Here is a 13834-nt window from a genome sequence, read left to right as displayed (position 1 = left end):
TGTATTGTTAAACGTTAAAATTAAACATGTCTTCTACCGAGTAGAAACCTTTTTTATCCTGCACCCATTCGGCAGCCAATACCGCGCCTAAGGCAAAGCCGTTACGGTTATGGGCGGTGTGCTTAAACTCTATGCTATCCACTTCCGAATCGTATATCACGGTGTGGGTCCCCGGCACGTTTTCAATGCGGTGGCTTTCTATCAGCAGCTGGTCGGCAGTTACCGTGTTGTCTTCTGCGGTTGGTGCGTTGGTTAATAAGTTCACCCATTCTTTTTTGCTTTCCAGGTTATCCAATATCCCTTCGGCAATGGTAATGGCTGTTCCGCTCGGCGAATCGAGTTTTTGCGTGTGATGGATCTCTTCTACCTGCACCTCGTAGTACGGATAGTTGTTCATCAGCTTTGCTAAAATTTTATTTACATGGAAGAAGATGTTCACCCCTACGCTAAAGTTGGTGGCATATAAAAGCGTACTACCGCTTTCTTCGCAATTGGCCTTTACCGAAGCCATCATATTATGCCAGCCCGTGGTACCAACAACAACAGGTACGCCGGCACTAAAGCAGGTGCTTATGTTATCTAAAACGGTACCGGGGGTACTAAATTCTATGGCAACATCGGCTTTTTGCAGGTTTTCTACTGTTAGGTCGTGTTGATTGTCCTTATCTATTTTTAAAACGATTTCGTGTTGGCGGCTAAGGGCTATACCTTCTATAATTTTGCCCATTTTACCATAGCCTAATAATGCGATCTTCATCCGTATAAATTATTGCAGCTTACTATTTAAGCGTAAAGGTAATTTTTATACCCGGAATATACGAACTGTTAAAATTTGATGCATACACCGGCTGGCCGATAAGCCCCGGGGTAACTTTTATGGAAAGATCGTTATCAACCGTGTAAGAGCTGATGAACTTGGCATCGATGTAGGCATCTACAGCCTGTATACCCCAAACCGCTAAAACACCCAAAATGCTCAGGTCGCGGTTACGCAGGTACCCGTCAGATGCATCTGCCAGTGTTTGATAGCCAAAGCCTTTATAAAGCTCGTACTCGGCCTTGTATTTTACATAATCCGGGTAATACTTATCCCCGACTACCGGGACTTGTCCTGTCTTGCTAATATGTGCGAGCGCCAAAAACTGTTTAAAATAGCCCTGGTTGTAGATAACCGCGGCACCCAGCAAGCCTAAACCGCCATAAATAAGCGGCACTTTCCAGTACTTTTTGTTGTACACCTGCCCCCAGCCCGGTACAAATAACGATCGTTTTACGGCAAGGCTGGGTATATGTGTACTATCGGGATGGTACGTTTTTTCTTTTTTTATTTTTGGGGCGAAAGAACTGCGTACTACGGTATCGCGCTTAACAACTGCCGTGGTATCTTTAGTTTTTGCAAGGGTATCGGGCTTTTGTGCTACACATACCGATGCAAAACTCAAAAAAAGTAGAATAACAAACAGTTGCTTTAGCATAATTTACCAATCCAGCATTTCCAGTATACGGCCCAGATCATCTTCTGATAGGAACGGTATTTCTATAGATCCATTGCCCTGGGTATTAACTTTTAGCTTAACCCTTGTGCTGAATTTGGAAGCAAGGTCGTCCTGGATCTTTTGCATCTGGAAAGTGAGCGTTTCGGGCTGCTTGCCTTCGCGTTTGTTGGGGGCGTGCTGCATATCCCTTACCAATTCCTCTACCTTACGTACCGATAGGCCCTGCCTTATAATTTGCTGGTGGATGTATAGCTGCGTAGCCGGGTCTTCTATCGCCAGTAATGCTTTGGCATGCCCCATGCTTATTTCAGCATCGCGCAAGGAGATCTGTATAGATGGCGGCAGCTTTAGTAGCCTTAAGTAATTGGTAACGGTACTGCGGTTTTTGCTTACACGATCGCCCAGCTCTTCCTGCTTCAGTTTCAACTCGTCTATCATCCGCTGAAAGCTGAGGGCAACCTCAATAGCGTTAAGGTCTTCGCGCTGGATGTTCTCTATCAGTGCCATCTCCAGCATTTGCTGGTCGTTTGCACTGCGGATGTATGCCGGTATTTGCGTAAGGCCCGCCAGTTTACTGGCACGCAGCCTGCGCTCGCCCGATATCAGCTGGTAGCTGTGCGAATTGATGCGCCTAACGGTAATAGGCTGTATAAGGCCTTGTAGCTTGATAGATGCACTCAGGTCGGCCAGCGCCTGGTCGTCAAATTCGGTACGGGGCTGAAAAGGGTTTACCTCAACCTCGCTTATCTTTACTTCGCTGATAGACCCAAGGCTGTTAGTTTCGGATACCGAACTGCCCTGCTGGATGGTTGTTTTATTTTGATTTACGCTGGGCGAATCGTTCAATAGCGCGCTTAAACCCTTACCAAGGGCATTTCTTTTCTCTGCACTCATATAGCTTAAGCAGTTTCGATAGTTGCCAGTTGTTCATCCTTCACCAGCCCGTTCTTACGAAGGATCTCGCGGGCAAGGTTAAGGTAATTAACCGCACCCTTACAGTTTGCATCGTGCATAATTACCGATATACCAAAGCTTGGCGCCTCGCTTAAGCGGGTGTTACGCTGTATAATGGTATCAAAAACCATGTCTTCAAAATGCGTTTTCACCTCATCAACCACCTGGTTAGAAAGGCGCAGGCGTACATCATACATGGTTAGCAATATCCCCTCTATTTCCAGGTTGGTATTTAGGCGGGTTTGTACAATTTTAATAGTGTTAAGCAATTTACCCAAACCTTCCAGCGCGAAGTACTCGCATTGTACCGGGATGATCACCGAATCGGCAGCGGTAAGCGCGTTGATGGTTATTAAACCTAATGACGGCGAGCAATCGATAATAATAAAATCGTATTCGTTACGGATGCTTTCCAACACCGCTTTCATTTTATACTCGCGGTTGGTAAGGTTTATCATTTCTATTTCGGCACCTACCAGGTCGATATGTGCAGGCAGCAGGTCGAGGTTTGGTGTTTCGGTTTTTTGGATAGCCTCATGCGGGTCGATATCATTGATGATACATTCGTAGATGCTATTTTTGATATTACGCGGATCGAAGCCGATGCCCGATGTGGAATTTGCCTGCGGGTCGGCATCAAGCAGCAGGGTTTTAAAATCCAATACTGCCAAACTTGCGGCCAGGTTGATAGATGATGTAGTTTTCCCGACGCCACCTTTTTGATTGGCTAAAGCTATAATTTTACCCATTATATATATTCAAAAATTAAATTAAGCGGTTTATTTGAAACGAAAAACAAGTGCAGAAATTTTTATGTTTGCAATGTTTTTTATCCGCGATAAAGATACGCATTAAAATAATTCAGAAATCCACAGCATTTGCCAACTTACAAACAAATTTAAGGTCGAATGAGTGAATGTTGAGGAGGAAATTAGTGAATGAGCGAAGGAGTGAATGAGTGATTTCGCTATCACGCGATAACACTCTCTTTTCTTCATTCATTAACTCACTAACACATTCATTCAAAATTCACTCCTTCGCTCATTCAAAATTAACTGCATGCTCACTATCATATCAGGTACCAACCGCCCAAATAGCTCCACATTTAAATTAGCCAAATACTATCAAAAACGATTAGCCGAAAAAGGGCAGCAATCGAATTTATTTTCGCTTACGGATCTGCCTCCAAATTTAATAGAGACCGACCTGTACGGTAAGCGCAGCCCCGAATTTGAAAAGATACAGCAGATGGTTACCGCTACCGATAAATTCTTATTTGTAATACCCGAGTATAACGGCAGTTTCCCCGGCGTACTAAAAGTTTTTATAGATTGCTGCGATTTCCCGGATAGCTTTTACGAAAAAAAGGCGGCGCTGGTGGGCCTGTCGTCAGGCAAGTATGGCAACATCCGCGGCATCGATCATTTTACCGGCATCTGCAATTACGTGCACCTGCATGTATTGCCGCTAAAGATCCATATCGCGGCCATTAAACAGGAGCTTGATGCCGATGGTAATTTGTTTCTTGCAGATACCCTCAAATTTACCGACGAACAAATAGATAAGTTTATCAAATTCTGACAGCAGCACGCCCTTCTTAGCGCTGATAATAAGTTTTTTTGGTTTATACAATTTGTGTATATTGTTGCCACCAATTATAAACCTAAACTCAAGAATGAGATATCTCTACGCACTCTCCCTGCTTTTCCTTTTTATTTCTTCAACATCATTTGCCCAAAGCTATAAAGATGCTTACGCCATTACACAAAAAGGCGATACGCTGAGAGGCTATATAGACCATAGCGGGCTGGACCGCAACCCCAGTGTAGTTAAATTTAAACAAACCGGAGTTGGCGAGGTGCAAAAACTTCCCATCAGCCAGGTACGCTCATTTGCGTTTACCGGGCTGGAACAATACGAGCGCCATGTGGTAAGCATCAGCCTTGATGAGACCAATGAGCACCGGCTAAACAGCGGGCGCGATACCACTTTTAAAATTGATACCGTATTTTTAGAAGTCCTGCAAACCGGAAAAAATGCAACTCTTTACGTCTACACCGATGATATTAAAAGCAGGTTTTATACCAGTGATGCCATAGATAAAACCCCTGCAGAGCTGATTTTTAAGCTGTATTACCCTGCCGTATCAGGCAGCTATAATCGCGAAACCAAAAGCGAAACTTCCTATAAAAAACAACTCTCGGCGCTGGCGTTAAAAAACAATATGCTTAGCGATGATATGAAAAAAATGATAAATAAGGCCGAATACACGCAAACCGCCATGCAGGAGATAGTGGGTAAAATAAACGGCACCCCAAAAAGTGAAATAACAAAGAAAACAAACAAGCCCATCGGTACTATCGGCCTTGTGGTGATAGGAGTGTTTGTGGTGCTGGCTATTTTAAATGCCGCTTTTTAATGGGGGCCTGGCAACAAAAACTTATCACAATTATCAATACCTGATTATGAAGCTACTTTACCTAACGGTCGCAACTTTATTATTACTCTCATCATTAGCGGTAGCACAAACCCATTTTGAGCCGGGTTATGCAGTTACCTTAAAAGGCGATACTTTATATGGCACAATTGATTCCCGCGATCTGCATGGCAACCCCCGGCAAGTAAAATTTAACACAGCCGCAGGGAATAACGCAATGGTTTTAACGCCGAATAATACGCAGTATTTAGAAGTTAAAGGACGCCAGGCATACCAGCGCTACGCTGGATTTATTACACTTGACCACATTAGTGAACAACAGGTATTAAACGAACGGGATACATCAATGAGGCTTGATACGGTATTTTTAAAAGTGCTGCAAAAGGGAGAAAAGCTCTCCCTCTATTCGTTTAGTGATCATATAAAAAACCGTTTTTATATCACCGAAAAGGATGGTGAAATGCCGGTAGAATTGGGATACCGCCTTTACTATGATTCGGGGAAGGTAAACGTATATACAGGCAAAGGCCGCACGGTAAGCGAAGATACATACATGACGCAATTGTACAACATTGCCCTTAAACACGATTTGATGACACCCGACATTCAACACAAAATAGAATGGTTACGCTATACGAAAAGCTATATCCTTGAAGTGGTAAATAAAATAAACGGTGTAAAAAAGTAAAAAAACAACTACTATCTAATAACCCTAAGCCCCCTTAACTATGACGAAAATTTACTTATCACTATTACCTGTATTTTTATTTACCACGTTCTCTTTTGCACAAAGTAATTTTAAAACCGGCTATGCGGTAACCTTAGCCGGCGACACTGTAAAAGGCGAAATAGACTACCAGGAATGGGGCAGCAACCCTGCAAGCATCCGTTTCAGAACACCGGATAACAAAATCCGCAACTTCACTACAGCCGAAATTAAATATTTCAGCATTGATAAGCTGGATATATACCAGCGCTACAGCGGGCCAATTAGCCATGACGAAACAAATAACAACCGCATACTTGGGGGCCGCGATACCAGCTTTACCGTGGAGAACGTTTTTTTAAAAGTATTGCAAACCGGTAAAGTGATAAACCTTTATTCGTATTTAGACGCTATAAAACCCCGTTATTTCTACAGCGACCCGGGTACCGATAACGCCGTGCACGAGTTGATCTACAGGGTTTATTATAACGGTAATACCAGCGAAATACAAAAAGGCAACACAACCACAGAAGCCACTTATCTGCAGCAGCTTACCGCTGTAGCTTTAAAAGCAAACATACTTGATGACGGCCTGCAGCAAACAATGGATGGTACCGAATATACAAAACCCGATCTGCTGAAAATTGTGACCAAAATGAACGGCTATACAAAAGCACAGGTTGCTTTAACCCAGCCAGGCGGCAGCGACGATAGTTTTGACCTGTATGCCGGGCTTGGACTAAATGCAACTAAAACTACCTCGCGCGACCAGAACGGCAATGCGGCGGGCACGCCATACAATTCCGTTTTACCGAGAGCTGTGTTCGGTTTTAATGCTTACGTTAACCCCAACACACGCAGGCTGGTATTTTCGGTAGAATTGTCGGCGACGGATATTAAGTATAAAAATACCTTTTCCAATACATCATACAGTTTCGATCAGGTGGTAACTTCTTTAACGCCCTCCGTTTCTTACCATATTTATAACGGCGACAACTTTAAATTCTATTTATCATTGGGATACGGCATAAGCAAGTATACTTTCTTCAATAAGAAATTTGTGAAGTATGATGGAACACCATTACCAAACGAGTACCTGCCATTTTTATTCAGTAGTTACAATAATGCCATAACCTATAAAGTTGGGTTTTTGATTCACAAGAAATTTCAGATATATGCCGAACATTTATCCGGCAACCCAATTGCCCGCGATAGTTATTATGGCTTTAAACAAACCAGCAACAACTTTGGCGTAAACTACATCTTAGGGAAACAGAAATAGTTAGCGTACCAACAGCACCCAGCCCGATAGCATTGGGGCGCCGTTCTTCAGGTCAATCACATAATAATAAGTGCCGGCAGGTAGTTGCTTACCTTTAAAGTTACCGGTCCAGGGTTTGGCGTAGCCTATATCGTAATACACCTGCTGGCCGCTTTTATTATAAATGGTGATGGTACTTTGGGCATAGGTTTCCAGGGCCTCAATGTTCCAGATATCATTAGTACCATCATTATTAGGCGTAAATGTATTAGGGATAACTATCTTTTTATAAACCCGTACAAAAACCTGGTCCTGGGCGGTAAAGCAGCTATTTAGCGAGGTAACGGTTAGCGTATAGGTAATATCATCTATTGGATTTGCAGTTGGCGTTGCCGAATGCGGATCGGACAGGTGATCGGCCGGTGTCCACTCATAACTCAATATTTCGCCGTTCCCCTTGCCATCAAGGGTTACCGATTGCCCTTCAAAAATCTTTTTATCTTTCCCGGCGTCGGCAACCGGGCGGTCTACAACCTTTACTTCAACCTGCGCGGTATTGCTGCAATCGTTGGCCCCCACTACCGTTACCGTATATACCGTGGTTTGCTGCGGACTCGCAACCGGGTTCTGCGAATTAGGGTCCGACAAGCCCGTTGCAGGCGACCAGCTATACGAAACCGCACCCGGCGCGTACGCGGATAAGCTTGTACTGGCGCTTTGGCATATCGCAACCGGCGGGCTTATGGTAATAACAGGTTTTGGTTTAACCGTTACCTCTACTGTACCTGGCTGTGGGCAACCTGCCGCAGATGTTACTATCACTTTGTATTGGCCGGCCATAGCCGCTGTTACATTCGGGATAACCAATGGGTTTTGGGTGGTAGCGGGGAGGTTTGGCCCCGTCCAGCTATAGCTTGCGCCGCCACTTGCCGTAAGGGTAAGTACATCACCCTCGCAAACAGAGGCCGGGGGAATGACCGGCACATCCGGGTACTTTGTAACCTCGAGGGTAACCGGGTTAGAATACACCCTGCAATTTAAAGATGCAATGTTATCGCCCTCTGCAACGCCCTGGCGGTATTGGTAATTGCCCAATTGACTGCTCGGGAACGATACATGATACGATGTGCCCGTTGCCCCCGGAATATCTATCCAGCCGTTGCTGCCGTTAAAATTACGCTGCCATTGGTACTGGGGTGCTGTATAGCCTTCGCCCTGGATCGTCGTAATATCGTACTCTGCCGGCTGGCCCTCGCATACATTTTGGCTGGTGACGGATGCCTGCCCGGCAAAGTTTGCCTGTACCACAGGGCCGCAGGCCCTAAAGCTGATATCGTCCAGTAAAAGATCGTTACCGCAACCGCCCGGCGCATTGTTTACCATTCTTACCACTACCTCAGTCACGCCCGCTGGTGTGGTAAAAAAAGTTCCCTTTTTTACCCAGGTAGGCGAGCTGGTTGGGAATATATCCCCGGTGTTAGCATCCGGACCGGGATTTAAAACCCTTCCGTCAACTGTCTCAATTGAGAATGTAATGTTTGGCCTGCTACTTTGTCCACCGCATGTTGGTGGCAAAATAAGGTTGAGTATGTAGGCCGAAAACTCATAGGTTGTGTTTGGGCATAGCGCGCCTATTTGAGTTTGCTGCCTGAAAAACTGCCCCGGGTTGTTTGATGCGTTGATGATCATCATATAACCATTCGGGTTACCCGTATGGTCTTGCAGTACGGTATGCCAGCTATTGCCAAAGCACCCGCTTGTGCCGGTGGCTATGGTGTAACTTCCATCGGGCGGGCAGGTATTGCTGGTATAACTGTAATTGGTAACCGTACCGGGCAAAGCCGGGCCATAACCCGTGCCCGATCCAAAATCCTGGCTAATAACCGCGTCACCCAAACCACCCTTACATTCCTGGGCGTTGCTTTGCGTGGCAGCGAAAATTAAAAACAAGAATAAAAGTACCTTTAGTCTGATTGGTTGCATCTTTACACTGCTGTACAACAGTTATTTGCCAAAAATAATCTTTTTAAGATACCGTGCATGTTTATTATTGCTTAATCTCGCTATAATCTAAAAGCATCTTCATTCCGAAACAAAAACGCGGCACCAAAAGTTAATTTATTTATCCAATAAGATAAAATGAGGTTCAAATTCATATACATCGTATTCACCGCAACAGTTCTATCAGCCTGTTCTCAAAATAAACCCGACCCCACAAAAAAAGACGCTTTGCAAACGCCGGAGAAGCAGGACGTGGCTTTACCTGCCCCCTTCGAAACAAAATCGGTACGGAGCTACTGCAGGGTGATAGGTTGGCCAAAAGGCAAAACACCCGTGGCCCCCGCCGGCTTTAACGTAAGCCTTTTTGCAGATAGCCTTAAAAATCCGCGCAATATTTACATAGCACCCAACGGTGATATATTAGTATCGGAAGCCAACACCGAAATGAAGGGCATAAAAAAACTGGGCGCGAAGATCATCGGCGCAGCCGGTTCACAAAACCTGGGTAAAAGCGCTAACCAAATCACTTTGCTGCGCGATGCGAACGGCGACGGCGCGCCGGAGGTAAAAACAACCTTCCTGGATAAGTTGAACCAGCCTTACGGCATGCTCATCATCGGCAATTGGTTTTACGTAGCCAATACCGACGGGCTTTGGCAATATAATTACAAAGCCGGCCAAACCAAAATTGAAGGCCCCGGCAAAATGATACTGGCGCTCCCCGCCGGTGGATATAATAACCACTGGACCCGTAACCTGCTTGCTAATGCCAACGGCACCAAGATTTACGTATCGGTAGGCTCGGGCAGCAACGTTGCCGAACATGGCATGGAAAACGAGTTGCGCCGCGCCAATATCTTAGAAATAAACCCCGATGGGAGTGGCGAGCGTGTTTACGCTTCGGGTTTGCGCAATCCGGTGGGCATAGATCTGCAACCGGGTACAGGCGTATTGTACACCGTAGTGAACGAGCGCGATGAACTGGGCGACGACCTGGTGCCCGATTACCTCACCAGCGTTAAGGAAGGTGGTTTTTACGGATGGCCCTGGGCATACTTTGGGCAGCACGAGGACCCGCGCTTAGAAGTGAAGCGCCCGGATATGGTGCAGAAGACCATCACGCCCGATTTTGCTTTGGGCGCTCATACGGCATCCTTAGGCATAGCCTTTTACGATGGCAAAAAGTTCCCGGCACGATATAACGGGGGCACCTTTATTGGCCAGCACGGCTCCTGGAACCGCTCGGTATTATCGGGGTATAAGGTTACTTTTCTGCCCTTTATTAATAACAAGCCCGTTGCCAAAATGGAAGATTTTTTAACCGGCTTTATTGCCGATAATGCCAAAAAAGAGGTGTACTGAAGGCCGGTTGGGGTTACCGTTGCCAAAGATGGCTCGCTATTGGTGGCCGATGATGCCAGCAATAAAATATGGCGCGTGGCCGCTAAGTAATATTGTTGTAAATCTTTACCACAGATAGCCCTTTTAGTTTTAAAGGGCTATTTTTGTTTCATACCCGCTATGAATAAATTCTACCTCAGCCTGCTTTCCCTTTTTGTATTAACCGGCAGCGCTATCGCCCAAAATAAAACCCAGCCTAAAGCCGATACTCTAAAGCAACTGCAAACGGTTACCGTAAAAGGTTACCTTACCGGGCAGCCTTTGCTCGGCGTGCCCGCCTCGGTAAGCGTGTTGGGTGCGGCGCAATTAAAACTGCAGCCCGATAATTCCTTTGTAACCGCCTTAAATACCGTACCCGGCATCCGGGCAGAAGAACGCTCGCCGGGTAGCTACCGGCTGTCTATCAGGGGGAGTTTACTGCGATCTCCGTTTGGGGTGAGGGATGTAAAGATTTATTTTGATGAGATCCCATTAACAGACGCCGGTGGCAATACCTACCTGAACGCTATCGATATCGGCAACATCCGCCATATCGAGATCTTAAAAGGGCCCGATGGCAGTTTATTTGGAGCCAATAGCGGCGGCGTGGTTTTGTTGAGCCCGGTAAACCGTTTGGATAGCAGCTACCTATCGGCAGGTGTAAACGGCGGCTCGTATGGCTTATTTCATCAAAAGGTCTCCCTGCAAAAAAGCAGCGGCAATAACCGGTTCAATTTTAATCAATCCTACCAAAACTACGACGGTTATCGCCAAAACAGCCGCATGCACCGCACTTATCTGCAAGCCGGCGATGCCTGGCAGTATGCCAAAAACAGCGAATTACGCGCTACCATACTTTACTCCGATTTGGACTATCAAACACCGGGCGGATTGAACCTTGCCCAGGTAACCGCCAATCCACGTTCGGCCAGGCTGCCAACTGCAACACTACCGGGGGCTATCGATCAAAAGATCCGTATCAATACCAAATTACTTTTGGGCGGCTTAACCAACGATGCTAAAATAGCTGATGGCGTACGTAATGTGCTCACAGTATTTGGTAACCATGTAGATTTTGCCAACCCCTTTATCACCAATTACGAGCAGCGGGACGAAAACACCTACGGCCTGCGTACTTATTTCCAATTCTCGGGCAAGCAAACGGGCAATTTTGATGGCAAGCTGAATGTGGGGTTGGAATGGCAGCAAACCAATTCGCTCATTAGCAATTATGATAACAACAAGGGTGTTAAGGGCAACGTGCAAAAGATAGATAAGATCAACACCAATCAGCACTTCTTTTTTGCGCGGTACGCGGCTGATATTTACAAACGCTTGCACGCCGAAGCTGCCCTCAGCCTAAATTACTACCATTATAAATTCAGGAACACGGCGCCGTTAAACGAGGCTGATTTTACTAACCGCGATTTTGCACCTCAACTGATGCCGAGGTTTGCGCTATCGTACCAGGTCACTAATGATTTTATATGGCGCGCATCGGTTAGTCGCGGTTACTCCACCCCCACCACTGCGGAAGTGAGGCCAACAAATAATATTGTAAATACTGGCCTGCAGGCACAGTTTGGCTGGAACTATGAAACGGGTTTCCGCCTGCGGAATAAAGACGAAAGCATGTTACTGGACGCCTCCGTATTTTACTACCGCATCAACAATGCCATTGTGCGCCAGCTAAACCCAAACGAAACTGAGTATTACGTAAATGCAGGCGGCACCAAACAGCCCGGCTTCGAACTGGCCTTTACCGATTGGCTCATCAGGCAGAATAGCACACATTTTATCCGCGGCCTGCAATTTAATACCTCGGTTAGCATCAGCCGTTTCAACTTTAGGGATTATGATGTGGCCGGGAATAATTACTCGGGCAATAAGTTAACAGGGGTGCCTCGTGAGGTTGTGCTATCATCTTTACAGGCTATATTCCCACAGGGATTTTCGGCTTTTGTACAGCACAATTACACCTCCAGTATCCCATTGAATGACGCGAACACCGTGTATGCAAGCAAATACCTTTTGCTGCAGGCCAAAGCATCGTGGCAGCACAAGCTCGGTAAAACAAGACTGGAAATTTATGCCGGTGCTGATAATTTGCTGAACGAAAAATACAGCCTGGGTAATGATCTGAATGCCATTGGCAACCGGTATTATAATCCATCACCTCCAAGGAACTATTATGCGGGGATGGGTGTCTCGCTTTAATTTAAGATACTAATTTTCTGAAGCACAGGTGTCCCACTTCTGTTTCTTTATGAATTTTTATACCGATTAGCCAGTACTTTATAACCGACTAATTTACAATTATTTGCGGTAGTTAATTAAACAACAGGGGTATCCCAAAGTGTTTCACTAAAATACTGTAATTAATTGATAAACAATATATTGCAAAAAACAGGTGTCCCACTTTTAAAAGTGGGACACCCCTGAAACACTTTGCCTGATTTGAGAAGGGCCTTATACGCTGTGACCCCCTATCTATAAATCAAAAATTTATTAGATTTATAGCAAAATCTCTTGCCATCATGAAATTAAAAACCTTTATCCTTTCTGCGGTTATTGCTGCCGCGGCCTGCGTATCTGCCTGTGTAAGTCCTGCTGCCAAACAATACGAAGAGCCTGCATTGGCCGACTATTTTAAAGACACCACCTCGGGCGTAAAGAACGGCGGCGTGCAAATGGTTACCATCAATACGCCCAAAGGCAAGTTTAAAGTGTGGACGAAAAAGCTGGGCAACAGCCCGACCATGAAACTGTTGCTGCTGAACGGCGGCCCCGGTGCTACGCACGAATATTTTGAATGCATGGAGAGCTTTTTACCCGGCAAAGGCATCGAGCTGATCTATTATGACCAGCTGGGCTGCGGCAATTCTGATAACCCAAAGGACACGTCGATGTGGGACTTGCCGCGTTATGTGGAAGAAGTAGAACAGGTAAGGCAGGCGCTGCATTTAGATAAGGATAATTTTTACCTGCTGGGTCATTCCTGGGGTGGCATTTTGGCTACCGAATACGCTTTGAAATACCAGCAGCACCTTAAAGGGCTTATCATCTCCAACATGATGGTAAGCTGCCCAGATTATGGCAAATACGCCAACGAGGTTTTAGCCAAACAATTCGACCCGAAAGTATTGGCCCGCATCCGTGAGATAGAAGCCAAAGGTGATTTCGCTAACCCGGAATATATGGGTTTACTGATCCCAAACTTTTATGAAAAACACATTTTGCGGATGCCCGCAGCTGAGTGGCCCGAGCCGGTTAACCGTGCAATGGGTAAGATAAACCAGTCGCTATACGTAACCATGCAGGGCCCAAGCGAATTTGGCATATCAGGTAAACTTCTAACGTGGGATCGCAAAAAAGAAATAAAAGGCCTGTCGGTACCAACTTTAAGCATCGGCGGCGAATATGATACCATGGACCCAAAACACATGGAATGGATAGCCACCCAGGTGCAAAACGGCAGCTACCTGTATTGCAAAAACGGCAGCCACATGAGCATGTACGACGACCAGCACACCTACATGCGCGGCCTCACCCGGTTTATCAAAGCGGTTGACGCCGGCGAGAAAAAGGTGGAATTGTAG

12 protein-coding genes and 1 pseudogene are annotated in these 13834 nt (G+C 45.8%); 8 read left to right on the top strand and 5 right to left on the bottom strand.

Annotation, left to right across the window (positions count from 1 at the left end):
- Positions 1-7 precede the first annotated feature (7 nt).
- From dapB to IDJ77_RS14240, 4 genes are read right to left on the bottom strand one after another with little or no spacing between them, the layout of a single operon-like run.
- Positions 8-757, bottom strand: a complete 750-nt coding sequence (gene dapB / locus IDJ77_RS14255; protein WP_191189632.1) for a 4-hydroxy-tetrahydrodipicolinate reductase — start codon at positions 755-757, stop codon at positions 8-10.
- Positions 758-779: 22 nt separating this feature from the next.
- On the bottom strand, positions 780-1475 hold the full coding sequence (locus IDJ77_RS14250) for a DUF5683 domain-containing protein (RefSeq protein WP_191189631.1): 696 nt from the start codon (positions 1473-1475) through the stop codon (positions 780-782).
- A gap of 3 nt (positions 1476-1478) precedes the next feature.
- Positions 1479-2390, bottom strand: coding sequence for a ParB/RepB/Spo0J family partition protein (locus IDJ77_RS14245; protein WP_191189630.1), 912 nt, complete (start codon positions 2388-2390; stop codon positions 1479-1481).
- 5 nt (positions 2391-2395) lie between these two features.
- The gene (locus tag IDJ77_RS14240; RefSeq protein ID WP_191189629.1) at positions 2396-3199 is read right to left on the bottom strand and encodes a ParA family protein; all 804 of its coding nucleotides are present in this window, start codon (positions 3197-3199) and stop codon (positions 2396-2398) included.
- Positions 3200-3509: 310 nt separating this feature from the next.
- Here IDJ77_RS14240 and IDJ77_RS14235 point away from each other — a divergent pair, with 310 nt between their 5' ends.
- From IDJ77_RS14235 to IDJ77_RS14220, 4 genes are all read left to right on the top strand, one after another.
- Positions 3510-4031, top strand: a complete 522-nt coding sequence (locus tag IDJ77_RS14235) for an NADPH-dependent FMN reductase (protein WP_191189628.1) — start codon at positions 3510-3512, stop codon at positions 4029-4031.
- A 94-nt stretch (positions 4032-4125) separates the two neighbouring features.
- Positions 4126-4869 (top strand): hypothetical protein, encoded by a 744-nt coding sequence (locus IDJ77_RS14230; RefSeq protein ID WP_191189627.1) that lies wholly within the window; start codon positions 4126-4128, stop codon positions 4867-4869.
- Between the two features lie 46 nt (positions 4870-4915).
- Positions 4916-5575 carry a hypothetical protein gene (locus tag IDJ77_RS14225; RefSeq protein WP_191189626.1) on the top strand — a complete coding sequence of 220 codons (660 nt, stop codon included), beginning with the start codon at positions 4916-4918 and terminating at the stop codon, positions 5573-5575.
- 40 nt (positions 5576-5615) lie between these two features.
- Complete coding sequence (locus IDJ77_RS14220; RefSeq protein WP_191189625.1) at positions 5616-6875, top strand: outer membrane beta-barrel protein; 1260 nt, start codon at positions 5616-5618, stop codon at positions 6873-6875.
- Here the strand turns inward: IDJ77_RS14220 and IDJ77_RS14215 are convergent, their stop codons facing one another.
- Positions 6876-8804, bottom strand: a complete 1929-nt coding sequence (locus tag IDJ77_RS14215; protein WP_191189624.1) for a gliding motility-associated C-terminal domain-containing protein — start codon at positions 8802-8804, stop codon at positions 6876-6878.
- Between the two features lie 189 nt (positions 8805-8993).
- Between IDJ77_RS14215 and IDJ77_RS14210 the strand changes: the two genes are divergently transcribed.
- The 4 genes and pseudogenes from IDJ77_RS14210 (at position 8994) to IDJ77_RS14200 (ending at position 13834) form a co-directional block, all read left to right on the top strand.
- Complete coding sequence (locus IDJ77_RS14210; protein ID WP_224751096.1) at positions 8994-10217, top strand: PQQ-dependent sugar dehydrogenase; 1224 nt, start codon at positions 8994-8996, stop codon at positions 10215-10217.
- A gap of 6 nt (positions 10218-10223) precedes the next feature.
- A pseudogene (locus IDJ77_RS27945) lies at positions 10224-10307 on the top strand (hypothetical protein); the annotation flags it as partial.
- Between the two features lie 69 nt (positions 10308-10376).
- Positions 10377-12452, top strand: coding sequence for a TonB-dependent receptor (locus tag IDJ77_RS14205; protein ID WP_191189623.1), 2076 nt, complete (start codon positions 10377-10379; stop codon positions 12450-12452).
- Between the two features lie 320 nt (positions 12453-12772).
- Entirely contained in the window at positions 12773-13834 is a 1062-nt protein-coding gene (locus IDJ77_RS14200; protein ID WP_191189622.1) for a proline iminopeptidase-family hydrolase, read from the top strand.

Origin of the sequence: Mucilaginibacter pankratovii, from assembly GCF_014773265.1 — a bacterium.
Lineage (GTDB): Bacteria > Bacteroidota > Bacteroidia > Sphingobacteriales > Sphingobacteriaceae > Mucilaginibacter > Mucilaginibacter pankratovii.
The sequence above is the reverse complement of the archived record's forward strand: the minus strand, read 5'-3'. Positions and strand labels throughout refer to the sequence as shown.